At 71.2% G+C, this 23,822-nt stretch carries 21 protein-coding genes; 6 read left to right on the forward strand and 15 right to left on the reverse strand.

Annotation, left to right across the window (positions count from 1 at the left end):
* The first annotated feature begins 27 nt into the window (after nt 1-27).
* Nucleotides 28-1,167, forward strand: coding sequence for a cellulose binding domain-containing protein (locus tag GA0070619_RS14965; protein ID WP_414855630.1), 1,140 nt, complete (start codon nt 28-30; stop codon nt 1,165-1,167).
* A gap of 219 nt (nt 1,168-1,386) precedes the next feature.
* On the opposite strand, the gene GA0070619_RS14970 is transcribed toward GA0070619_RS14965, so the two are convergent.
* The 12 genes from GA0070619_RS14970 to GA0070619_RS15025 all read right to left on the reverse strand — a co-directional run bounded on the left by GA0070619_RS14970 (nt 1,387) and on the right by GA0070619_RS15025 (nt 15,234).
* Nucleotides 1,387-2,754 carry an endo-1,4-beta-xylanase gene (locus GA0070619_RS14970; protein ID WP_088948633.1) on the reverse strand — a complete coding sequence of 456 codons (1,368 nt, stop codon included), beginning with the start codon at nt 2,752-2,754 and terminating at the stop codon, nt 1,387-1,389.
* A gap of 374 nt (nt 2,755-3,128) precedes the next feature.
* A complete protein-coding gene (locus GA0070619_RS14975) occupies nt 3,129-3,593 on the reverse strand; it encodes a MaoC family dehydratase (RefSeq protein ID WP_088948634.1) in 465 nt (154 codons plus the stop codon).
* Between the two features lie 17 nt (nt 3,594-3,610).
* Complete coding sequence (locus tag GA0070619_RS14980; RefSeq protein ID WP_088948635.1) at nt 3,611-4,759, reverse strand: acyl-CoA dehydrogenase family protein; 1,149 nt, start codon at nt 4,757-4,759, stop codon at nt 3,611-3,613.
* Nucleotides 4,760-4,805: 46 nt separating this feature from the next.
* Nucleotides 4,806-7,628 carry an AAA family ATPase gene (locus GA0070619_RS14985; protein WP_088948636.1) on the reverse strand — a complete coding sequence of 941 codons (2,823 nt, stop codon included), beginning with the start codon at nt 7,626-7,628 and terminating at the stop codon, nt 4,806-4,808.
* Nucleotides 7,629-7,692: 64 nt separating this feature from the next.
* The gene (locus GA0070619_RS14990) at nt 7,693-8,304 is read right to left on the reverse strand and encodes a TetR/AcrR family transcriptional regulator (RefSeq protein ID WP_088948637.1); all 612 of its coding nucleotides are present in this window, start codon (nt 8,302-8,304) and stop codon (nt 7,693-7,695) included.
* 94 nt (nt 8,305-8,398) lie between these two features.
* Nucleotides 8,399-9,166, reverse strand: a complete 768-nt coding sequence (locus GA0070619_RS14995) for an SDR family oxidoreductase (protein WP_088948638.1) — start codon at nt 9,164-9,166, stop codon at nt 8,399-8,401.
* Nucleotides 9,167-9,311: 145 nt separating this feature from the next.
* Nucleotides 9,312-10,598, reverse strand: a complete 1,287-nt coding sequence (locus GA0070619_RS15000) for an ABC transporter substrate-binding protein (protein ID WP_088951818.1) — start codon at nt 10,596-10,598, stop codon at nt 9,312-9,314.
* Nucleotides 10,599-10,681: 83 nt separating this feature from the next.
* Nucleotides 10,682-11,779, reverse strand: coding sequence for a branched-chain amino acid ABC transporter permease (locus tag GA0070619_RS15005; RefSeq protein WP_088948639.1), 1,098 nt, complete (start codon nt 11,777-11,779; stop codon nt 10,682-10,684).
* On the reverse strand, nt 11,776-12,654 hold the full coding sequence (locus tag GA0070619_RS15010) for a branched-chain amino acid ABC transporter permease (protein ID WP_088948640.1): 879 nt from the start codon (nt 12,652-12,654) through the stop codon (nt 11,776-11,778). Before GA0070619_RS15010 ends, GA0070619_RS15005 begins: the two co-directional genes overlap by 4 nt.
* A gap of 30 nt (nt 12,655-12,684) precedes the next feature.
* Nucleotides 12,685-13,416, reverse strand: coding sequence for an ABC transporter ATP-binding protein (locus tag GA0070619_RS15015; RefSeq protein ID WP_231927426.1), 732 nt, complete (start codon nt 13,414-13,416; stop codon nt 12,685-12,687).
* The gene (locus tag GA0070619_RS15020) at nt 13,413-14,198 is read right to left on the reverse strand and encodes an ABC transporter ATP-binding protein (protein ID WP_088948641.1); all 786 of its coding nucleotides are present in this window, start codon (nt 14,196-14,198) and stop codon (nt 13,413-13,415) included. Before GA0070619_RS15020 ends, GA0070619_RS15015 begins: the two co-directional genes overlap by 4 nt.
* Nucleotides 14,199-14,334: 136 nt before the next feature.
* A complete protein-coding gene (locus GA0070619_RS15025; RefSeq protein WP_088951820.1) occupies nt 14,335-15,234 on the reverse strand; it encodes an alpha/beta hydrolase family protein in 900 nt (299 codons plus the stop codon).
* Nucleotides 15,235-15,417: 183 nt separating this feature from the next.
* Here GA0070619_RS15025 and GA0070619_RS15030 point away from each other — a divergent pair, with 183 nt between their 5' ends.
* The gene (locus GA0070619_RS15030; protein ID WP_088948642.1) at nt 15,418-17,679 is read left to right on the forward strand and encodes a catalase; all 2,262 of its coding nucleotides are present in this window, start codon (nt 15,418-15,420) and stop codon (nt 17,677-17,679) included.
* 76 nt (nt 17,680-17,755) lie between these two features.
* Here the strand turns inward: GA0070619_RS15030 and GA0070619_RS15035 are convergent, their stop codons facing one another.
* A complete protein-coding gene (locus tag GA0070619_RS15035; protein WP_088948643.1) occupies nt 17,756-17,986 on the reverse strand; it encodes an RICIN domain-containing protein in 231 nt (76 codons plus the stop codon).
* 164 nt (nt 17,987-18,150) lie between these two features.
* Between GA0070619_RS15035 and GA0070619_RS15040 the strand changes: the two genes are divergently transcribed.
* A complete protein-coding gene (locus tag GA0070619_RS15040; RefSeq protein WP_088948644.1) occupies nt 18,151-18,543 on the forward strand; it encodes a hypothetical protein in 393 nt (130 codons plus the stop codon).
* Between the two features lie 74 nt (nt 18,544-18,617).
* On the opposite strand, the gene GA0070619_RS15045 is transcribed toward GA0070619_RS15040, so the two are convergent.
* Both GA0070619_RS15045 and GA0070619_RS15050 read right to left on the reverse strand, forming a co-directional pair.
* Entirely contained in the window at nt 18,618-19,502 is an 885-nt protein-coding gene (locus tag GA0070619_RS15045) for a S41 family peptidase (RefSeq protein WP_088948645.1), read from the reverse strand.
* A gap of 57 nt (nt 19,503-19,559) precedes the next feature.
* Nucleotides 19,560-20,432, reverse strand: coding sequence for an LLM class F420-dependent oxidoreductase (locus GA0070619_RS15050; protein ID WP_088948646.1), 873 nt, complete (start codon nt 20,430-20,432; stop codon nt 19,560-19,562).
* Nucleotides 20,433-20,583: 151 nt separating this feature from the next.
* Between GA0070619_RS15050 and GA0070619_RS15055 the strand changes: the two genes are divergently transcribed.
* The 3 genes from GA0070619_RS15055 to GA0070619_RS15065 are packed head-to-tail and all read left to right on the forward strand — an operon-like array spanning nt 20,584 to nt 23,818.
* A complete protein-coding gene (locus tag GA0070619_RS15055; protein WP_088948647.1) occupies nt 20,584-21,663 on the forward strand; it encodes an acyltransferase family protein in 1,080 nt (359 codons plus the stop codon).
* Nucleotides 21,660-22,802, forward strand: a complete 1,143-nt coding sequence (gene alr / locus GA0070619_RS15060) for an alanine racemase (protein ID WP_088948648.1) — start codon at nt 21,660-21,662, stop codon at nt 22,800-22,802. The genes GA0070619_RS15055 and alr overlap by 4 nt, the downstream gene beginning before the upstream one ends.
* Entirely contained in the window at nt 22,799-23,818 is a 1,020-nt protein-coding gene (locus GA0070619_RS15065) for a D-alanine--D-alanine ligase family protein (protein WP_088948649.1), read from the forward strand. Before alr ends, GA0070619_RS15065 begins: the two co-directional genes overlap by 4 nt.
* Nucleotides 23,819-23,822: the final 4 nt, after the last annotated feature.

Raw genomic sequence — 23,822 nt, forward strand, 5'->3', positions numbered from 1 at the left:
ACCGCGTACACCCACCAGGAGCAGCCCGTGAACAGTTCGACCCTCGACCGTCCCGTCCCTCCCCCACCCGCCACCAGCGCGACGACGTCGCGACCCCGCCGGGCTCGCCGGTGGTGGGCCGTCCTGGCCGCCGTCGCCGCCATGGTTGCCGCCGTGCCGATCGCGACCACACCCGCGAGCGCGGAGTCCAACGGCGGTGTACGCGTGATGCCCCTCGGCGACTCGATCACCGACGGGTTCAACGTTCCCGGCGGTTACCGGATCGAGCTCTGGCAACGGTTCACGACCGGCGGGTACCGCGTCGACTTCGTCGGCTCCCAGTTCAACGGTCCCGCCAGCCTCGGCGACCACGACCACCAGGGCCATTCCGGATGGACGATCGCGCAGATCGACGCCAACGTCGTCAACTGGTTGCGGGCCACGAATCCCCGGACCGTACTGCTGCACATCGGCACCAACGACATGTACGGCGACACGTCGGGCGCCCCGGGCCGGCTTGCCGCACTGGTCGACAAGATCACCAACAACGCACCGAACGCGGACGTGTTCGTCGCGACGATCGTCCCGAAGTCCGGCGCGGACAACCAGGTCCGGGCGTACAACGCCGCGATTCCCGGGATCGTGCAGACCCGGGCCGCCGCCGGGAAGCGCGTCCACCTGGTCGACATGTACCGCGCACTGACGCTCAGCGACCTGGCCGACGGCGTGCACCCCAACGCCACGGGCTACCGCAAGATGGCCGCGGCCTGGTACGACGCGCTGCGGACCGTGCCCGGCAGCATCGGGGGCGACACACCTCCGACCACCACGCCTCCGACCACCACCCCACCGACCACGCCGCCCACGTCGGACGGCTGCCGTGTCGCCTACACGGTCAACGCGTGGAACAGCGGTCTCACCGCGTCCATCTCGGTGACCAACACGAGCAGCACGCCGGTCAACGGCTGGGCCCTGGCGTTCACGCTCCCGGGCGGGCAGAGCATCACCAGCGGTTGGAACGCCAGCTACACCCCGTCCAGCGGAGCGGTCACCGCCCGCAACGTCTCCTACAACGCGACGATCGCGCCGAACACCTCGGTCGACGTCGGTTTCCAGGCAACCCACACGGGCAACGCCGGCCGACCGTCCGCATTCACCCTCAACGGCACGGCCTGTACGACCGTCTGACACCCGTCGCGGTGCCGGGCAGCAGAGGCTCGGCACCGCGATGGGGAGCGCCCGCCATCGCCGACCCCTGGCGGGCGCTCCCCCGTCGCGAGGCCGACTCCGTCGTCCACGTCGCCATGCCCGCGGGATTGTGGAGCTGGATGTCAGCGCTGTCCGCGAGTGCACAGACGACAGGGCGGCGACGGGATCCGTCGCCGCCCCATCAGCGTGTGGTGGTGCTCAGGAGACGGTGCAGGAGCGCACCACCGGACGGGTCCAGGTGCCGTTCGCCATTGTGGTGAAGCCGAAGACGTTGCCGCTGCCGTTCGACCGCATGGTCATGACGTTCCCGCTGCTGTCCCAGGTCGGGGTGCCGTTCCAGGTGTTGGAGACCTTCTGGGGCGGGGTGACGGCGACCACGACGGTCCAGTTGCTCGCCCCGCTGACGGTCACCTGGCTGTTGAACCGGTCGCCCCATCGAGTGCTGTCCTGCAGCGTCGCGGTGCAACTGCCGCTGGGCGGGGTCGTCGGTGGGGTGGTGGGCGGAGTGGTGGGCGGGTCGGTCGGCGTGGTGCCGTTGTTCAACGCCGCCAGCACGGCGTCGTACGCCGCCTTCTTCTGACCGCTGCTGTTGAACAGCAACGGCGTCTGCGAAGCCCGCCACGAGTCACTGTCGCGGATGCCCCACACCGTGACGCCGTTGCAGCGGGCCACAGCCAGGCAGTCCTCCACCACGCTGCGGTAGGTGGCCGCCGGGGCACCCTGGATGTCCAACTCGGTGACCTGCACATCCACACCCAGTGCCGCGAAGCTCGACAGCGTGGTGCGGTAGTTGCTCACGTACGGCGAGTCGTTGTTGAAGTGCGACTGGAAACCGACGCAGTCGATCGGCACACCGCGAGACTTGAAGTCGCGGACCATGTTGTACACAGCCTGCGTCTTGGCGTGCGTCCAGTTGTCGGTGTTGTAGTCGTTGTAACAGAGCTTCGCACCCGGATCAGCCGCACGCGCGGCCCGGAACGCCGCCTCGATCCAGTCGTTGCCCGTGCGCTGAAGGTTCGAGTTACGCCGCGCACCGGAGGTGCCGTCCTCGAACGCCTCGTTCACGACGTCCCACGCCACGACCTGACCCCGGAAATGGGTCGCCACCTGCGTCACGTGGTTGAGCATCGCCGACCGCAGCGCGCTGCCACTCATGCTCTCCATCCAGGGCGGCTGCTGCGAGTGCCACGCCAGGGTGTGACCACGCACGCTCATCCCCCGACTCCGCGCGTGGTTCACGATCTGCTCCGCGGCGCCGTAACTGAACCGACCCTGCTGCGGCTCCGTCGCGTCGATCTTCATCTCGTTCTCGGGCGTCACCGAATTGAACTCTCGGTTGAGGATCGTCGTGTAGTTGCCATCCGACAACCTGCTCGCCGCCACCGCCGTACCGAAATACCGGCCCTTCTCCGCGGCAGAAGCGCCAAGGGTCGTCCCGGCGCTCGCCGTGCCGGGCAGGAACGCGGCGCTCGTGGCGGCGAGCAGAGCCGCGGCGGCGAGAACGATCGCCGTACGCGCTCGGGGGCCCGTCCGTGGACGGGTGTCCCCCTGGCACCTTTCGGTCATGTCTCTTCCTTCCGTGGGGCCCGGGGCGGGGCAACTGACGCACCGCTCCGGCGGTGGTGGGTGCCGGGTCGGGACCGCGCACGGAAAAGGCGTCCGGGAAGAGGCGCCAACCCTCGGTCATCGACTCCGGTGGATGAGGAGTATGTCAGCGCCGTTCATCGACGAGCAAGAATTTCCGGAAGTTTAACGAGACGTGGACCGCCCCGGTCATCACACCAAGAGACTGCTGCCCAGGTGGCGCCCCATGCCGCAGCACGGTGAGGTCGTGGTGCATCGACCCAGGAGGGAGCGAGAGGAAACCGCCGCCGCAAGTTCCGGAACTTGTTCCGCAACGCCACCCGCCGTACGGGCAGAGCGACGTTCCCGCTAGATGATCACCGACCGGCGGCGGGGTAGAGCCGGCTCACGGTCTCGGCCACGCAGACGGGCTTGCCGCCGGTGTCGCTCTCCACGGTGACCGTCGCGACCATCTGCACACCGCCGCTGACCGGCGACACCTCGGCGATGACGACGGTGGCGCGCACGGCGGCGCCGACCCGGACCGGCGCGGGAAAACGCACCTTGTTCAGCCCGTAGTTGACCCCCATGGCCACCCCCTCGACCCGGTAGAGCCGGCCAGCCAGGGCCGGCAGCAGCGACAGGGTCAGGTAGCCGTGGGCGATCGTGCCGCCGAACGGCCCCGCCGCGGCCCGCTCCGGGTCGAGGTGGATCCACTGGTGGTCGTCGGTGGCATCGGCGAAGAGGTCGACGCGGCTCTGCTCGATGCGCTGCCACGGGCCGGGCCCGATGGTCTCGCCGACAGCGGCGGCCAGCTCCTCGAACGAGCCGAAGACTCTCATGCCGGGTCTCCTTGAACCTAGAAGGCGTTGACGCCGGTGAGCGCGCGTCCGATGAGGAGTTGCTGGATCTGGCTGGTGCCCTCGTAGAGGGTGGCGACCCGGGCGTCGCGCAGGTACTTGCCGACCGGGTACTCGTCGATGTAGCCGTACCCACCGAAGACCTGGACCGCGTTGTTGGCCGCGCGGACGGCGGCCTCGCTGGCGAAGAGCTTGGCCATCGACGCCTCGGTGGCGAACGGCTGGTCGCGGTCGATCAGGTCGGCCACCTGCCACACCAGCAGCCGGGCGGCGGCGGTGTCGACCGCGATGGCGGCGAGGAGCTGTTGGACGAGCTGGTGCCCGGCGATCGGCTTGCCGAACTGGGTTCGCTGCCCGGCGTAGCCGACCGCCGCGTCGAGGCAGCCCTGGGCGATGCCGACGCACCCGGCGGCCACCGACATCCGTCCCTTGGCGAGGGTCGCCAGTGCCAGCCGAAACCCGCCGCCCTCGGCGCCGAGGCGGGCCGCGTCGGGCACGCGTACCTCGTCGAAGCCCAACTCGCCGGTGGCCTGGCCGCGCAGGCCCAGCTTGCCGTGGATCTCGCGTCGGGTCAGCCCCGGGCTGTCGGTGGGCACCAGGAACGCGGTGATGCCCCGGTGCCCGGGGCCGCCGGTCCGGGCGAAGACCAGCGCGACGTCGGCGGTGGTGCCATTGGTGATGAACATCTTCGTGCCCGTGAGCAGCCAGTCGTCGCCGTCGCGGACCGCGCGGGTGCGCAGCGCGGCGGCGTCCGAGCCGCTGTCCGGCTCGGTGAGCGCGAAACAGCCGAGGGCGGTGCCGGCGCAGAGCCGGGGCAGCCACTCGGCCCGCTGCTCGGCCGACCCGTGGGCGGCGATGGACTTCGCGACCAGGCCGAGGGAGACCGAGACGATGCCGCGCACCGCCGAGTCGCCCCGGCCGAGCTCCTCCAGGACCAGGCAGTACGCGAGGTGGTCGCCACCGGAGCCGCCGTCGGCCTCGGCGATGGTCAGCCCCAGGAAGCCCAGGTCACCGAGCTTGCCGACGATGGCGGGGTCGACCAACTCACGTCGATCCCAGGCGGCCGCGTGCGGCAACAGCTCCCGGTCGGCGAACTCGGCGGCCAGTCGGCGCACCGCCGCCTGCTCGGCGGAGAGAGTGAGCTCCATGACGCTTAAACTAGCGGTGATAGTTTACCGCGTCCAGACCGGACGATCACCGATCCGAGGCCAGCCCGACCTGCCGCTCGGTGGCGAACGCCCGCGCCAGCTCGGTACGCGAGCGGATGCCCAGCCGGTGGAAGACGTTGCGCAGGTGGTGGTCGACCGTACGGGTGGAGAGGAACATCCGGGCCGCGATCTCACGGTTGGTCGCCCCCTCCGCGACCAGCTCGGCGATCTTCAGTTGCTGGCCGGTCAGCAACCGCGCCGCCGGCAGGTCCGGCGGACCGACCGACTCCCCGGCCGCCCGCAGCTCGGTGGTCGCCTGCTCGGCCCAGCAACTCACCCCGAGCAGCGTGAACATCTCACGGGCCTGGTGCAGGTGCGTACGCGCGTCGCGCGGGCGCCGGCTGCGGCGCAGCTCCTGACCGAAGAGCAGCTCGGTGCGGGCCCGTTCGAACGTGCCGGCCTCCGTCGGGTGCAGCCGCAGCGCCGTCTGGAACTCCTGCTCGGCCTCGGGGCCGCCGCGCGGCGCGAGCAACGCGTGGCACCGCGCGGACAGGGCCCGGCGCAACGGGCTCGCGGTGCTGCTGGCCCACCTGTCGAACACGGCGAGCGCAGCCGTCGCCGCAGGTCGGCAGGGCAGGTGGGCCGCCGCCTCCACCAGGTAGGGGGTGGCCATCACCTGCACGAGAACCTGACCGCGCCCGGTGCCCAGCCGGGCCAGTGACGCCAGCCGGTTCGCGGCCTCGGCATGCCGGCCGTCGACCAGGTCGAGCACCGCAAGGGCCCACCCGGCAAACGCGTGCGGACGGCTGCCCGGCGTCGGCGTCTCGCCCATCTCACGGATGCGCCGCAGGCTGGTGTCCCGGTCGGCCCGCACGGCGGCGAGCACGGCGAGCATGCCGAGGTGGACGTTGGCGCAGTTGGCCTGACCGGTGGCCCGGGCGACCCGCAGCCCGTCGCGAGAGGTTTCCGCCGCCGCCTCGTGCCGGCCCAACCAGTACTCGGCGACCGCCCGCAACTCCAGCGCCCGGGACAGCATGGACAGCTCACCCCGCTCCCGGGCCAGCGCCACGGCACGATCGGCCAGCCGGTGTGCCGCGCCGTCCACGGCGACCACCAGGCCGGCCGCCGCGGCACAGCTCAGCGCGGTGGGGGTCAACGCCGACCCGGTCAGTCGGCCACCCAGCACGACGGCGCGACGCAGTGCGGGGCCGGCCCGCTCGTGATCGCCCCGCAGGGTCGCCGCCACCCCGCCGACCAGACTGCCCATCAGCTCCATGGACGGAGGATCGTTCGGCCGCCGCAACGCCGACGCCCGGCGGCCGACCTCGGCGTACCGGTACTGGTCACCGGCGAAGCAGACCGCCTCGCCGGCCCGTACGAGCCCGGACATCGCCAGCGAGCGGTCGGTGCCGGCCACCGCTCCGGCCGAGGCCAGCAACCTGGCCGACGCCCGAGCGGCGGTGCCGCACCGCAGCTCCAACTCACCGCGCAGCAGGTCGGCGCGACCCCGGACGGCCGGGTCCCGGTAGACCGCGCGGAGACGGTCGAGCAGGAGCCGGGCCACGTCGGGCTGGCCCCCGGTCCAGGCGTAGTGGGCGGCGGTCAGCAGGCGGGCGGCTGACTGGGTCGGCTGGTCGCTGAGGTCCGCGGCCCAGCGCAGCGCCGCCGAGGCGGTGGCCCAACCGTCGGCGCCGCCGGCTGCCGCCGCTTCCAGCTCGTCGGCGAGGTCGGGGTCGGCACCCGCCGCCGCGGCGGCGAGGTGCATCGCCCGGCGCAGCCGCTGCCCGTCGGCCACCAGCACGCCGGCGAGCAGTCGGTGCGCCGCGCGCCGCTCCGCGAGTGGGGCGCTGGCCGCGATCATCGTGCGCACCAGGGGCTGAGGAAAGGTGACGCCTCGCGGCTCGACGCGGACCAGGCCGGCGACTTCCGCCGGGGCGAGCGCCTCGATCTCGGACCCGGCGACTGCCGCGGCCCGGATCAGGGTGCCCGGCTCGCCGTCCTCGTCGAGCGCCGCGAGCAGCAGCATCCGTCGGGTGTCCGGTGGCAGCCGGTCCAGCCGGGCCCGGTACGCGCGGCCCAGAGCACCGTCCGCCGGTGGCGCGGCGGGTAGCGACTCCTCCCCCCGCCACTGGCCGGGACTGAGCACGTCGACGAGGTCCACCAGGGCCTGCGGGTTGCCGCCGCCGATCGTGGTCAGCGCGGCCACGACCGACTCGGCGGGCCGCTCGGGGAGCCGGTCGCCGCTGCCCCGCTCGATCAACGATCGGAGTCTGTCGGTGAGGACGGCGGCGCTCTCGTGCTCGGTCAGGGCGCGAAGCCGGTGTGCCGGTATCCCGTCGACGGTGGCGGTCACGTCCGCGGTGAGCAGGATGGCGATCGGCAGGTGGCGCAGCCGGCGGGCCACGAAGGCCAGCACCTGGGCGCTCTGCGGGTCACCTCGGTCGACGTCGTCCATCGTGGCGAGCAGCGGACGGTCGCGGGCGGCGGCGGTGAGCAACCCGAGCACCGCCATCGACAGCGTCAGCCGGCGGTCGGCCGGGCAGCTCTCGCCGCCCAGCGCGCGCCGCAGCAGTCGACGCTGCTCGTCCGGGAGGACGGTGAGCCGGTCGAGCACGGGGTCGACCAGACGTTGCAGGCCGGCGTACGGCAGGGCGGCCTCCTCGGCGAGCCCGCTCCCGGCGAGCACGGTGCAGCCCTCGGCGTGCCGGTGGGCGTAGCCGACCAGCGCCGTCCGACCCGATCCGGGCTCACCGTGCAGCAGCAGGGCACCGCCGCCGTTGGGCATGCCGTCGAGGAGGCTCCGGACAGACCGGCACTCGTCGTCCCGGCCACGCAGCACGGTTAGTTGCACTCTCGATGCAGTAACCATGCATGTCAGTGTCACTCATCGGAAACCGAATGGAAAGAGGGGGCGATATCGGGCCGGACCTGAGTCAGTCGGCCGCGACCTCCGCCAACAGGGCCCCCACCGTCCGGGTCATCACCGCGCGGGCCTGGTCCACGCCCAGCCCGAGGCCGTAGCGCAGCATCGACCAGGCTGGCCACATGCTCGCCGCGATCAGGGCGTTGAGCAGTTGCTCCCGACCCCGACCAGCCTGGGCCAACTCGGCGGCGAAGAGCTCCTCGACCTCGTCACGGACCCGGTCGATGTGCTTGAGGCGGTTGCGGTGCAGTTGGTCGGAGACCGGCTCGCGCATCTGCGCGGCACGCGCCGACGGCGTGATGAGCTGGAGCAGCCGGGCCCGCTGCCGGCAGTACGCGTCGACCCGCTTCGCCAGCGGCAACCCGGGCGAGACCGGCCGGTAGGCGGCGTCCTGCTGGCGGAGCACCTCCGCGCCGCTCGCCTCGAAGAGCGTCTCCATGTCCTTGAAGTTGGTCCAGAGCGTCCGCAGCGAGATGCCGGCCCGTTCGGCGATGCGCTCCCCGGTCGGGCGGAGGTCCCCCTCGCCGATGAGCGCGAGATGAGCCTCGACGATGGCCGCGCGGGTGCGCTCGGCCCGGGCGGTACGCCCGTCGACCCGGCTCGCGACCTCGACCCCGTCCATCCGCCCCCGCCCTCTCACCGCCACGGCGCCTCCTGACGCACCGCCGAGTCTAGACAGGCGGTGATCAGCGGTTCCGGGCCGACCGCCGGGGCTGTCATCCGGCTCGACCGGTCAGCGTGACGCCGCCGTCGCAGACGATGGTCTGCCCGGTGATCCAGCTGGCGTCGTCGGAGGCGAGGAAGGCGACCGCGCCCGCCACGTCCTGCGGCAGGCCGAGGCGGCCCAGCGGGTACCGTGCCGCGACCTCGTCCTCGCGACCCTCGTAGAGCGCGGCGGCGAAGCGGGTCTTCACCACGCCGGGTGCGACGGCGTTGACCCGGACCGTCGGCCCCAGCTCCACGGCGAGACTGGCGGTGAGGTGGTTGAGCGCGGCCTTGCTCACCCCGTAGAAGGCGATGCCGGGCGACGGCGTGAGACCGGCGATCGACGAGACGTTGACCACGCAGCCGCCGCGCTCGGTCATGCCGGCGGCGCACACCTCCTGCACCCAGCCGAGTGCGGCGACGACGTTGACGTCCAGGATCTTGCGGGCCGCGGCCGGGTCCAGCCCGATCAGCGGACCGTGCACCGGGTTGATGCCGGTGTTGTTGACCAGCAGGTCCACCGGCCCGAACGCCTGACTGACCTGGAGCACCGCCTGGGCGCGATGCTCGGGGTCGTCGGAGCGGCCGGGCACGGCGACGGCGTACGCCGACCCGCCCAGGGCCGCGACCGCCTCGGCGAGCGCCTCGGGATGTCGGGCGGTCAGCCCGACCCGGGCGCCTTCGGCGACGAGGCGTTGGGCGATGGCCAGACCGATGCCCCGACTGGCGCCGGTCACGATGGCGACCCGTTCCGCGAGCCGACCCGAATATGCATTCACGGTGCAGATAGTAGGAGGACTGATCGGTGTCGGTCAACGTCCCGGACAGCCGGTCACGAGGCCCGGTCACCCGAGCGCGCACAGCCGTCCGACCGGGCGTGGTCACGCGAGACCACGCCCGGTCGGGCGTCGCTGGTGCGGGCAATCAGGAGACGGTCGGCACCCCGTTCGCCGGCGGCGCGGCCGGGGTGGCGGTGTACTCGTTGACCGGCCCGTCCGCCTCGTCGGTCTCGTACGCGGGCCCGAAGTAGGTCTGCACTCCCCCGGTCACCCGGCTCAGCCGCTGGCCGCCGTAGCCGGAGTGGTCCTTGGCGGAGAAGCGCAGCGGCACCAGCCCGGGGCCCTGGAAGCCGCCCTTCTGCACAGCGTCCAGCACCTTCTCCCGGGTGACGTCCTTGCCGGCGGCGAGCAGCACCTGCACGAAGAGGTAGCCGACCGACATGCCGTAGACGGTGTTGCCGTCGAACGGCGCGTCCCCGTTGTGCTCCTTGTTGATCTTAGTGAAGAGCTGCACCCACGGGTTCGCGGTGTCGTTCTGCATCGGCAGGTAGTTGGTGCCGACCATGCCCTCCAGCAGCGGGGCCGCGGCACCGAGCTGCTTGGCCAGGGTCGGGTGGTCGGCGCCGACGTTGGACACCAGCCACTGCGGCTTGAAGCCCAGCCGAGCGGCGGTGCCGACGGACAGCGCGGTGAAGCCGGGCACTGTGGCGAGCACGACGACCTGGCAACCAGCCGCCTTGAACGCGCCGATCTGCGGCGCCACGTTGGTGTTGCTGGTGACGTACGTCTGCTTGACCGCCACGGCCGACGCGCCGAGCACCTTCTCCACGCCGGCCAGGCTGTCCCGGCCGAAGTCGTCGTCCTGCCCGAGGAAGCAGACCTTCTGACCGGCCAGGTTCGTCTTCGCGTAGGTGGCGAGGATCTTGCCCTCCACCGTGTAGTCCGGGTTGAACCCGAACGTCCCGGGATACTTGTCCGGCTGGTCCCAGCTGCGGCTGCCGGAGGCGACGAAGAGGTCCGGGACCCGGTTGGTCTTCAGGAAGTCGAGCACGCCACTGTGCGTCGGTGTGCCGAGGCCGTTGAGGATCGCGAAGACCTTGTCCTGGAGGACGAGCTGACGGACCACCTGCTGGGTGTTCGCCGGGTTGTAGCCGTCGTCCATGACCTTGTAGGTGATCTTCCGACCGTGCACACCGCCGTTGGCGTTGACGTAGTCGAAGTACGCCTTCGTCGCCGGGGAGATCTTCGAGTAGCCGGCCGAGGCCGGCCCGGTGAGCGGCATGTGGGTGCCGACGACGATCTCGGTGTCGGTCACGCCCGGCACCGACGCCGCGCCGGGACCGGAGCCGTCGTCACCACTGCAACCAGCGGCGGCGGCCAACAGGGCAATGGTGCTGGCGATCGCGAGACCACGTTGTGCCAAACGGTGCATGGAGAACACCGACCTTTCTCGGTCCGGTTCGGGGGAACGGTGTGTGTGGTGGAACGCCCGGCCGGGGCCGGGCGCGGAGCAGCTCAGGAACGCCGGGCCCGCAGGCGCCGACCAAGACGGGACAGCAGCCCGTGGATGCCACCGGGTGCGGCGATCATGACGACGATCAGGGTGAGGCCGAAGATCGCCAGCGGCAGGTTTCCCTCCAGCCGCTGCGCCACCGCGGGCGAGAGCGTGAGCATCTCGGTCGCGGAGTGGGTGAGGTCGGGCAGCGCGACCAGCAGGACGGCCCCCCAGAGCGCGCCGGTGAGCCGGCCGAGACCGCCGATCACGACGGCCATCAGCAGGAACAGCGACAGGGTCAACGAGAACGCCCCGGGCGAGACGCTCTGCGCGAGCACCGCCAGCAACGCCCCGCCGAGCCCGGCGGTGGCGGCACTGACCACGAATGCGAGGACCTGGGTGCGGGCCACGTGGATGCCGGCGAGGCGGGCCGCCACCTCGTCGTCCCGGACCGCCCGGAAGGTGCGCCCGTACCGGCTGCGAATGAGGTTGGCCAGCAGCAGCAGGGCGAGCAGGGTGGCCGCGCCGGTGAGCCAGAGCTGCCACCGCTCGTAGGGGAAGTACGGGCCGAGCGACATCGGCGGCGGCTCCACCGGCACCGACAGCCCCTGCTCACCGTTGAAGACGCCGTCGAAGGTGACGGCCAACGCCGGCACGACGACGGCCACCGCCAGGGTGACCCCGGCCAGGTAGGGACCACGCAGCCGGGCCGCCGCCACGCCGACGACCGCGCCGATCGCGACGGTGCTGACGATCGCCGCGACCAGCGAGAGCGGCAACAGCCAGCCGCCGGTCATCCCCCGCTCGGCGAACGCGTTCTGGCACAGCGCGACGGTGTACGCCCCGGTGGCCATCAACGCGCCGTGCCCGAGCGACAGTTGACCGTTGAGGCCGGTGAGGACGGTCAGCCCGGCGGTCGCGCAGAGGTAGGCCGCCACGGTGGCGAGCTGGAAGTTGCGGAACGGCTCGACGGCGTAGCTGACCCCGACCAGCAGGAGCCCGACGACGAGCACGATCGCGAGGTGGCGCAGCAATGTCGAGCCGCGTCGCCGGTCGACGGGTCGGCCCTTGTCGACGAGCTGCTGTGTCGGCGGCAGGGCCGCCCTCGTGGCGCTCACACCCGCCTCGCCGCGACCGGGGCGAACAGCCCACCGGGCCGGACCAGCAGCACCGCCAGCAGCAGGACCAGCACCGCGAGCGGCGTGAGGTCACTGCCGGCGTAACCGCTCACGTAGGAGAGCAACAGACCCACCACCAGGCCACCGACCACCGCCCCTGGTGGGCTGTCCAGCCCACCGACCACCGCCGCGGTGAACGCGGAGACGAACACCAGGTCCATCGCGTGCGGGTGCAGGCCCAGCTCGGTCGGGATGACCAGCATGGCGGCCAGCGCGCCCACCCCGGAGGCGAGCGCCCACCCGAGGGTCAACATGCCACCGACGTTGACCCCGAGCAGCCGGGACACCTCGGGGGCGAAGGCCGCCGCGCGCATCCGCAACCCCACCGGGGTACGGGCGAACATCCAGGCCAGCCCGCTGACCACCACCACGATGGTGGCGAAGACGAACAGGTCGTACGGCGACAGCACGGCCACCCCGCCCACGGTGAGAGCGGACCGACTGAACGGCGCCTCGGCGGGGCGGAACTCGTTGCCGTACACGATGCCCAGCACTGCCTGGATCAACAGCACCAGACCGAGCGCGACGATCACGGGGTTGAGGTGTGAGGTGTGGTCGACGTGCCGCATGACGACGCGGTCCACCAGCGCACCGAGCAACAGGCCAGCGACGATCGCGACCGCGAAGCCCAACCAGTAGGAACCGGTCGCGGCGGAGACGGTGTAGGCGACGTACGCGGCAGCGACGGCCATCGCGCCCTGGGCGAAGTTGACGACCCGCGCCGCCCGCCAGATGAGCACCAGGGCCAGCGCGAACGCGGCGTACACCGCGCCTCGGGACAGGCCGTCGATGGTGAGGAAGACGAAGCGGTCCAACAGTCCTCCCTCCGGGGGACGAGGTGGTGGTCAGAAACCGAGGTACGCGTGGCGCAGGTCGACGTCGTCACGCAGCTTCGCCGCTGGGGCGGCGATCACCACCCGGCCGAGGGACATCACGACGCCCTGGTCGGCGACGGCGAGCGCGCTGCGGACGTTCTGCTCGACCAGCAGCACGGTCAGGCCGGTGCGGTCGCGTAGCTGACGAAGCAGTGCCATGGTCCGGGCGACGACCCGCGGCGCCAGGCCGAGCGACGGCTCGTCGAGCAGCAGCAGCCGGGGCCGGCCGACGAGGGCCCGACCGAGCGCGAGCATCTGCCGCTCACCGCCGGAGAGCTGGTGGCCGAGGTGCTTGCGACGCCGGGCCAGGGGCTCGAAGAGTTCGTAGACCTCGTCGAGGGCGCGCCCGGCGTCGGCCCGGTCGCGTCGCCACAACCCGCCGAGGCGCAGGTTCTCGTCGACCGTCAGTTCGCTGATCACGCCCCGTCCCTCCGGCACGTGCGCCATGCCGCGTCGGACGAGCTGCTCCACAGGCGTGCCGCGCAGGTCCTCCCCGGCGAGGAGCACCTGGCCGGCGACCGGGCGGATCATGCCGGAGAGCGCGCGCAGCAGTGTGGTCTTGCCGGCGCCGTTGGCACCGACGACCGCGGCGATCGTGCCAGCCGGGACGGTGAGGTCGATGGCCTGCAACACGGGCGCGGCACCGTAACCGGCCACCAGCCCGCGCACCACGAGCAGGTCGGGTGTGCTGTCCGCGCTCACGGATAGGCCTCCTCGACGGCGGCGCCGAGGTAGGCGTCCGTCACCGCCGGGTCGTCGCGGATCTCGTCGGGGGTGCCGGCGGCGATCACCCGGCCGAAGTCGAGCACCACGAGCTCGTCGCAGACCGCCATCACCAGGTCCATGTGGTGCTCGACCAGCAGCACCGCACAGGGGTTGTCGTCGCGCCGGGGCAGCTGTCGGACCAGCTCGGCCAGCTCGGCGATGTCGTCGGCACCGAGGCCACCGGCGGGTTCGTCGAGCAGCAGCAGCCGGGGTCGCGCGGCGAGCGCACGGGCCAGGGCGACCCGCTGACGTACGGCGAAGGGCAGTGTGGTCGGTGCGGCCTCGGCGTGCCCGGCGATCCCCAGGTCGTCGAGGATGTCCAGGGCGTCGCGGCGCAGTCGGCGCTCGTCGCGGTCGCTGGCCGGCAGCCCGAGCAGCGCCGGAACGAAGCCCGCCCGGGCGGTGTGGGAGGCGCCGGTCATCACGTTCTCCAGCACGGTCAGACCGGCGAAGAGCCCGGTCCCCTGGAGGGTTCGGGCGATGCCGAGCCGGGTCAGCCGGTGCGGCCGTGGCCGCAGCGGTCGACCGTCGAGGGTGAGCGAACCCGTCTCCGGTGCGACGAAGCCGCAGATCACGTTGAACAAGGTGGTCTTGCCGGCGCCGTTGGGCCCGATGACGCCCACCACCCGGTTGGGTGGCACGCGCAGTGAGACGTCGTCGAGGGCGGTGAGGCCGCCGAAACGGACGCCGATGTGGTGCAGTTCGAGGCCGCGCTCCATCACCCATCCCTCTGTCGTGGCGGGTGTTTATTTACACTCGCAGTGTACGTTTCTCGGGTATCGCGTCAAGACCTTCAATACCCGGCCCCACACGCGGACGGGGCGGTCGCCACCGGCGACCGCCCCGCGACCACGGTCAGGCGCTGGGACAGGTGTTGCGGTACTCCTGGATCTGCGAACCGCTCGGGCCGGGGCACAGGAACTGCTCGTAGCGGGTGTCGTCGTCGACGAACCGCTTCAACCAGGCCACCATCTGCCGGGCGGTCGGCGTGTTCGTCGTCTGCGGGAAGAAGTGGCTCGCCCCGTTCAGCTCCAGGTACGCCTTCTCGGCCGAGGCCGGGATGCTGTTGTAGAACGGCACCGAGTGCGACGAGACCGGCGCCACGGAGTCGCTCTCCCCGCCGATGATCAGCGTGGGCACCCGCAGCTCGGACCAGCTCTTGTCCAGGTTCCACGGCGCGAGCGGCACCGCGGCCTGCAACGACGGCCGGGACGAGGCCGCCTCCAGGCTGCCCCCGCCACCCATGGAGTGACCGGCCACCGCGAGTCGGCTGCTGTCGATCCGGGTACGCACCGAGCTGCGCTGGGTGAGGTAGTCCAGCGCGGCGAGGAGCTGCCGGCCACGGCTGTCCGGCTGGTCCAGCCGGCTGTTGGTCTCGATGCCGATCACCACGAACCCGTGCGAGGCGATCCGCGGTCCGAGCCAGCTGATGCTGGACCAGGAGGCGGTGTAGCCGGGCGAGATGGCGATGGCGCCGAAGGTGCCCTCGCTGGTGCTGGTCGGGTAGTAGATGACGCCGCCGCCGAAGCCGGTGACGCTGAGCGAGGACACGCTCTGTGAGGCCGTGGCGAACGGACCGCGACTGGCCTCCAGGATCGCGGTGGTCGGGGCGGGGCCCCGCTCGTACGGGCCCGCGGCCTGGGCGGCGCCGGACGATCCGGCCAGGACGCCGCCGGCGGCCAGGACGGCTGCCAGCGCGAACCGGGTCGCGCGGGCGGCGACGGAACGGGGACGGGTGGTGGTTGGTGACGACACGTCGGGCACTCCCTAGAGTCGAGGGATATCGACGTGCGTCAGTTTTGGCTTCTCCGCCCATCCACGCATCGGTGAAATCACCAGTCCCGGTGACGGATGCCGCATCCAGTTGTGTTTCGACCCTCTGACCAGGGGTAGCAGGGCAGACGCCTGCCCGACACGCACCACGGAGAGGTTCGTTCAGTGGATTCAAGCAAGCCCGCCGAGGCGGTCAAGAACGTTGTGAAGAGCGCCTCAGAAAAGATCGCCGACGCCCTGTCCCCCGATGTTCCCGGCGCACCGGGCAGCGGGACGCCCACCGTCGAGGAGCCGACGACACCGCACGACCCGCTGCCGCCGAAGCCGGAGCAGGGGGCGCCGCAGACGCGTACGCCGACCGGCGCCGAGACCGGCGCTCCGGCGATCGCGAACGGTCAGCAGGGCGCCTACCTCACGACCGCGAACGGGGCGCGGCTGCGCGACACCGATCACTCGCTCAAGGCCGGCCCGCGTGGCCCGGTGCTGCTCCAGGACCACCACCTGCGCGAGAAGATCATGCATTTCGACCACGAGCGCATCCCGGAGCGCGTGGTGCACGCCAGGGGCGCCGGTGCACACGGGGTGTTCACCGCGTACGGCACCGCCGAGGCGGTCACCAGGGCCGGCTTCCTCAAGAAGGGGCGCGAGACCGAGGTCTTCGTCCGGTTCTCCACGGTGCTCGGCTCGCGGGGATCGGCCGACACGGTCCGCGACACCCGTGGCTTCGCCACGAAGTTCTACACCGACGAGGGCACCTTCGACCTGGTCGGCAACAACATGCCGGTCTTCTTCATCCAGGACGCGATCAAGTTCCCGGACATCATCCACGCGGCCAAGCCGCACCCGGACCGGGAGATCCCGCAGGCGCAGAGCGCCCACGACACATTCTGGGACTTCGTGTCGCTGCACACCGAGGCGCAGCACCACACCATCTGGAACATGTCCGACCGAGGCATTCCGCGTTCGTACCGGACGATGGAAGGCTTCGGCGTGCACACCTTCCGCCTGGTCAACGAGGCCGGCGAGACGGTGCTGGCCAAGTTCCACTGGAAGCCCAAGCTGGGCGTGCACTCCCTGACCTGGGAGGAGGCACAGATGCTGAACGGCATCGACCCGGACTTCCACCGGCGCGACCTCTACGACGCCATCGAGGCCGGCGCGTACCCCGAGTGGGAGCTCGGCATCCAGGTCTTTCCCGACACCGAGGAGGAGACCTTCGCCGGCATCGACCTGCTGGACCCGACGAAGATCGTGCCGGAGGAGCTGGCGGAGGTGCAGCCGATCGGCCGGCTGGTGCTCAACCGGACGCCGACGAACTTCTTCGCCGAGACCGAGCAGGTCGCCTTCCACCTGGGTCACCTGCCGCCGGGCATCGACGTCACGAACGACCCGCTGCTGCAGGGCCGACTCTTCTCGTACCTCGACACGCAGCTGACCCGCCTCGGCGGGCCCAACTTCACGCAGATCCCGATCAACCGCCCGCACGCGGCCGTCAATGACATGCTGCGCGACGGTTTCCACCAGCAAGCCGTGCACGCGGGCGTCGCCCCGTACCGGCCGAACTCGCTCGACGGCGGTAACCCGTTCCCCGCGGGGGACGCCGAGAACGCGTTCGTCGACGTGCCGGTCACGGTGGCCCAGGCGCCGAAGGTACGCGCGAACCCGGCCTCGTTCGACGACCACTACAGCCAGGTACGCCTGTTCTGGCTGAGCATGTCGCCGGTCGAGAAGGAGCACATCATCCGGGCGTACACCTTCGAGCTGGGCAAGTGCTACCACCAGGCGATCAAGGAGCGCCAGCTGCAGAGCCTCGCCAACATCGACCCGGTGTTGTGCGAGCAGGTCGCCACCGGTCTGGGCCTGCCCGCCCCACAGCCCACAGCGCCGCTGGCCGATGTCGCGCCCAGCCCGGCGCTGTCGCAGGTCGGCCGGGAGTGGCCGGCGGACGGGCGGATGGTCGGGATCGTGGTCGACCCCGACGGTGACCTGGACGGCGTCGCCGAGGTGCGCCAGGCCGTGTTCGACGCCGGCATGGTGCCGCTGCTGATCGCCCCGCACGGCGGCATGGTCGGCGGCATGCCGGTCCAGCGCACCTTCGCCACCGGCCGGTCGGTCGAGTTCGACGCGGTCCTGCTGGCGGGAGCGCCAGCACCCGCGCCGGATGCCATCCCGGCCCGTGACGACAAGGCGGGCAGGCCGGGCCCGGCGGCCGTGGACCCCCGCGTGCTGCTCCTCGTCGAGGAGTGCTGGCGGCACGCCAAGGCGATCGGCGCCTGGGGCGCCGGCGTCACCGTGCTGGAGCAGGCCGGGGTGGCCGGCACCCCCGGCATCGTGGCGGCGGGCTCCGGCGCCGAGGCCCTGACGGCGGTGCAGCAGTTGATGGCCGCACACCGGGTGTGGGAACGGTTCCCGGCCTCGGTCTCCTGACCCGTCACCGAGTCGCCTGACCGATCATCGGCGAGGGCTGTCCTCCGCAGTACGGGAGGACAGCCCTCGTCCGTGCTCAGGCTGCGTCGCTGGACGCTCCGAGCACGTCCAGGCAGCGTCCGCCCAGCTGCACACTCCCGTCCGGCTTCATCGTCCAGAGCTGGTTGCGGGCCCGGTCGTCCCGGCAGTCCGCGAGCTGGCCGGCCCGGACGGTGTCGGCCGTCGTTTCCACAGTGGCGCCGTCGGGTGAGAGCACGGTCGGCTCCACCGTGGGCGGTGGTCGGATGCTGGCAGGCCGTGGTGCCATCCGACAGATACCACCCTGAAACTACCTCAATCGTCATCAGACACAGGTGGACGCCAGCTTCCGATTGACCCGCCGGACTACGTCGTTTCAGGTGCTTGACGTGTCAATTTTCCGCCGGTAGTTTAAATTCGCATTTACAAGCATCTATCTGAAGCAGGTGAACCGTGCTGTTGAAATCCATCGCCATCGCCATCGCCGCGTCCGTCGCAGGCGTGCTGGCCGCCGCCCCCACCGCCTCGGCGGCAGCACCCGGAGTGTCGATACAAGGCTGGGGGTCCGGGAACTGCCCGCAGGGCATGCTCTGCATCTGGCCCAACTGGAATCACCCGCCGCAGGGTCCCGTGGAGACGCCGTCTCTGACGACCAACAGCGAGTGGACCGGCAGCATCCAGGGATTCAACTTCTACAACGGCACAGGCCGCGACGCCGTAATATCCGGGTTCACTTTCGGCTCGTCGATTCCCTTCAAAAGCTGCGCTCCTGCCGGCGGGACCGGGGGCGACCTGTATATACCGGTCAACGTGACGAAGGTGACCTGGCAGCTGACCCCCTGCTGATCCTCCACTGGGCCTTTCCGAGTACGGACTTGGAAAGGCTCAGTGAGCCGACCGCGTGACGGACGCAGCCGCGCCTACGCGTCCGAGATGGCAGTGAGTGCCGTGTCGAGTGCCTGGTCCGCCGGGACCTGCACATCGGGGACCACTCCGACGCCTTCCCAGTTGGTGCCGGTGACGCTGTTGATGGTCCGGGCGGTCGGCACGGTCACGAGGATGTGTTCGGTGACCGCGTGGCGGGCCGTCGGATGCGCGCCGCCACGTGTCGTCTCACCGACGACGACGCTCCGGCCGTGCGCCTGCAGCGTGTACGCCACGTCCTCGCCCCCGGAGAACGTGATCGCGCTGGTGAGCACGTAGACCGGGCGGTCCGTGTAGCGCGGCGCGGGAAGGTGCGCGGTCGTCCAGAACTGGCGGGTGGCGCCGGTGGACCGCTCGTAGAAGTCGTTGAGGTGCACCTGATCGTCGGGGAAGAAGTAGCTGCACCACATCGCGGCTCCCTCGGGTGCTCCACCGGCGCATGCGCGCAGGTCCAGGATGAGCGCGGAGCTGAGGGCGACCAGTCGCATGGCCGCGCCGATCGCCTCGGCGCCTTCGTTGGCGTACGCGATGCGCCGCACGTCGATGAGCCCGACGTTCCCGTCCAGGTGCTCGACCCGGCGGATGCCCTGGTTCTCCGCCCGGAGCAGTGCGAGGAAGGCGGCCCGTCCTCCGTCCTCGTCCGCTGGATCCAGCGACTGCGGCTGGTCGGACCACAGCAACCGCAGATGCTTGTCCGGGCACGCCTCTTGAAGGTGAGCGGTCACCGTCTCGCAGAGCGTCGGCCCATCCAGGCCGTCGTACTCGCCCGCCGCGAGACGGCGCCGGATCGCGGCGTCGATGTCCACGACCTTCGCAGGAAAGACGTACCCTGCCTCGATCCGATCCAGGGCCTGTCCGATGATCTGTTCGTTGGTGAGCACGGCGGGCCACGGTAGACCGTGGACAGCCGCACGACCACCGAATTTCGCGCAGCGGGATCAGCCGATGTCGGCCAACCGTGGCAGCACCTCGTCGCCGAGCCGCTGGGCGAACTCCACCGGGTGCCGATCCGGCGTGACCTGCACCTCGGTGACCCCGAGCGCGGCGTAGGCGGACACCTCGGCCAGGAACCCGTCGGTGTCGTCCAGTGGCGACCGGTCGGCGACCACCGTCTTCTCGATGGTGTCGTAGTCGCGGCCCTCGGTGGCGCAGTGCCCGCGCAGGACATCCAGTTTGCGCGCGACGTCGTCGGTGCCGCCGCGACCGAAGAGGTTGCAGGCGTCGGCGTACCGGGCCACCAGCAGGAGGGTCTTCTTCTCGCCCCCACCACCGATCATGATGGGCGGGTGCGGTCGGCTCAACGGCTGCGGTGAGTTGATGGTCTCGGCGAGCTGGTAGTGCTGTCCGTTGAACGGGCCGTCGTCGGCGCTCCACATCTGCAGGCAGATGCGCAGCGTCTCCTCCAGCCGCTCGAACCGCTCGGCCACCGGAACGACCGGCACGCCCAGCCCGAGCTGCTCCCGCTCGTACCAGGACGCGCCGATGCCGAGGCGGGCCCGGCCACCGGACAGCACGTCGAGGGTCGACACGGTCTTGGCGAGCAACCCCGGGTAGCGGTACATCACACCGGTGACCAGCACACCCAGCGTCATCCGCTGCGTCTTCGCCGCGACGTAGCCCAGCGTGGTGTACGCCTCCAGCATCGGCTCCTCGGCCGCGAACACCGCGTCCATCTGGAAGAAGTGGTCCATCACCGTGAACGACGCGACACCGGCCTGCTCGGCGGTGGTCGCCGCCTCCGCCAGGGTGGGTGCGATCGCGGCCGGGTCGGCCGGAGTGGAGTAGTTCCAGTAGTGCAGCCCGAGCTTCATGTTCGGCACCTCCGCAACGAGCCTAGTGCTCCTCGGCGTCACCGGCATGCGGCTCGGCGGGACCCCGCCGACCCGCCCCGCGCGACGTCCATTACCGGTTCATGACAATTCGTGGATCACCTGCGGATATCCGGCTGGCAGCTTCTGATGGGTGATCCAACAGCTGTCTCCCACCAATCCCAGGCCCGCGGGACTGTCACAGCGGGCGGAGTGGGCCGACGCCGCGAAGGGCGCCTGCATCATTCTCGTCGTCCTGTGGCACGTCGTCGTCAAGGACTACCTGCAGATCGACTGGCACATCGGCGTACCGGTGCCGGGCCTGTGGGGCACGTTGGGTGAGCAGTTCCTGCCGCTGCGGATGCCGTTGTTCTTCACCATCTCCGGCGTCTTCGCGGCGAACGCCGCCCAGCGGCCCTGGCGGGTCGTCGCCCGCAGCCGGATCGCCGGGTTCCTCTACCTGTACGCCGTCTGGCTGCTGATCCACACCGCCATCCTCACCGCTGCCCCGCAGCTGCCGACCGACCGCGCCACCTCCGCCCTCGGCCTGCTGGAGCAGCTCACCATCACGCCGTCCAACCTCTGGTATCTGTACGCCCTGGCGGTGTACTTCACGATCGCCAAGGTGACCCGCCGGGCGCCCCGGGCGCTGGTGCTCGTACCCGCCGCCCTGCTGTCCGCCGTCGCCGCCGCCGGCCTCCTCGACACCCCGGGCAACCGCGCCGGTCTCTACCAGAACCTGGTCTTCTTCCTGGCCGGCCTGTACCTGCGGCCGCAGATCCAGCAGTGGGCCGCCACCGCCAGCCGGCGTCGCCTCGCGCTGACCTCCGGCGCCTATGTCCTCGCGCTCGTCGCGATGGCGGTGGCCGGCGCCCAGCAGTGGTTCGGCGTATGGACGGCCGTCTCGGTGGTGGCGGTCGCCTTCGGTGTGACCGCCGCCGCCCGACTGGCTCACTGGCCGGCCATCAGCAGACCGCTGGCTAGGCTCGGCCGCATCACCCTGCCGATCTACGTCGTCCACATGCCGGTTCTGGCCGTACTGCACCGGCTGTTGCTCGTACCGGTTTCCGGCCTGGGTGGGTCCGCTCAGGGCCTGATCGTGCTCGGATATCCGATTCTGCTGACCGGTCTGGTGATCGGCCTGAGCCTGGCCGTCCACCGCGGGCTCCTGGCGCTTCGCGCGGGGTGGCTGTTCGCGCTCCCCGGGCCGCGACGGGTGGAGGCGGCCGGATGAGCGCCCTGGCCGAGGCGCTGGTCGACCTGGACGCGGTCGCCAGCAACGTGCGGGCCATCACGTCGGTCACCGGCACCAGCCTGATGGCGGTGGTGAAGGCGGACGGGTTCGGTCACGGCGCGGTGCGGGTGGCCCGTGCCGCGCTCCGCGCCGGCGCCACCTGGCTTGGGGTGACCTCGGTGACCGAGGCGCTGGCCCTGCGCGACGCGGGTGTGACAGCACCCACGTTGAGCTGGCTGCACGGGCCGAACGACGACTTCGGTACCTTGATCAAGAGTGGTGTCGACGTCGGTGTGTCGACGACGACGCACCTGCACGCCGTCGCCGACGCGGTCCACCTGCTCGGCGTGCCGGCGATGGTGCAGCTCAAGGCGGACACCGGCCTGTCCCGCAACGGAGCCGCCGGGGACGACTGGCCCGAGTTGGTCGCCTGGGCTCGCAAGTACGAACGGGAGGGCGGGATCCGGGTGCGCGGCGTGTGGTCCCACCTGGTCGACGCGGACCTGCCCGGCGCCCCCGAGTTGAGCCGACAGGTGGCGACCTTCGAGGAGGCCCTGCGGATCGCGCGGTCGGCCGGTCTCGACCCCGATCTCGTCCACCTGGCCAACTCGGCGGCCGCGCTGTCGGCGCCCCGGACCCGCTTCGACCTCTGCCGGATCGGGATCGCGCTGTACGGAGTCGACCCGTTCGGCGCCACCGGCCCGGGCGAGTTCGGCCTGCACGCCGCGATGACCCTGCGCACGAACGTGATCAACGTCAAGCGGGTGCCCGCCGGCACGGGCGTCTCCTACGGGCCGGAACACGTGACCGGGGCGCCCACCACGCTGGCGCTGCTGCCGCTCGGCTACGCCGACGGGCTGCCCCGGGCCGCCGGGGGCCGCGCCGAGGTGTGGCTCGGCGGCCGGCGGTGCCCGATCGTCGGGCGCATCGCCATGGACCAGTGCGTGGTCGACGTCGGGGACCTTCCGGTGGCGATCGGCGACCCGGTCGTGGTGTTCGGTCCCGCCGAGGGTGACCAGAGCCCACCGACGGTCGTCGAGTGGGCCCGCTGGGCGGGCACCAACCCGCACGAGATCTTGACCGGCATCGGGGCCCGGGTGGCCCGCGACCACCTCCACGGAAGGGCACGGACCTCATGACGATCCGACTGGCAGTGCTGTACGGCGGGCAGAGCGGCGAGCACGACGTGTCCTGCCGCTCGGCGGCCAGCATCCTCGCCAACCTGGACCGGAAGCGGTACCAGGTCACCGAGGTGCTCATCGACCGCGACGGCGGATGGCATGTCGGGGGACGCCCGACGCCACTGCCTGCGGCACTGCGTGTCCTGCGCGCCCAGGATGTGGTGTTCCCGGCCCTGCACGGCCCGTACGGCGAGGACGGCACAGTGGCGTCGCTGCTGGAATGGCTCGGCGTACCGTACGTCGGCAACGGTGTCTTCGCCAGTGCCGCCGGAATGGACAAGGGTGTCACCAAGCGGCTCCTCGCCGCGGAGGGCCTGCGGGTCAGCCCGGGAGTGACACTGCGGCCGGGCGAGGAGCTGTCGCCCGACGACCGGCGACGACTGGACCTGCCGGTCTTCGTCAAGCCGGCTCGGGCCGGGTCCAGCCTGGGTGTCGTCAAGGTGGACGACTGGGCGGAAGTTCCCGCCGCTCTGGAGCTGGCCCGACAGGTCGACCCGAAGGTGCTCATCGAGCAGGGAGCCCGAGGGCGGGAGATCGACGTGGCGGTCCTCCAACACCCGGACGGCCGGGTGCAGGCCGGCCCGCCGCTGGAGATCCGGGTGACCGGTGCCGGTTTCTTCGACTACGACGCGAAGTACGACGGCGGGGCGGTCTTCCAGATCCCCGCCCCGCTCGACGCGGCCACCACTGAGGTGCTCCAGGACCGCGCGATCCGCGCCTTCCAGGCCCTCGACTGTCGCGGCCTGCTGCGGGTCGACTTCTTCCTGCCCGCCGAGGGGTCACCGGAGCCCATCGTGAACGAGGTCAACACGTTCCCCGGTTTCACCGCCGCGTCGCAGTTCCCACAGATCTGGCAGAAGGCCGGCATCGGGTTCGCCGCCCTGATCGACATCCTGATCTCCGGCGCACTGGTCGACCAGGACCGGACCAGCCACAGTGGATTGCCCCGGCCACGAGCGGCCAACCTGGTCTGAGGCG

The organism is Micromonospora zamorensis (assembly GCF_900090275.1).
GTDB lineage: Bacteria > Actinomycetota > Actinomycetes > Mycobacteriales > Micromonosporaceae > Micromonospora > Micromonospora zamorensis.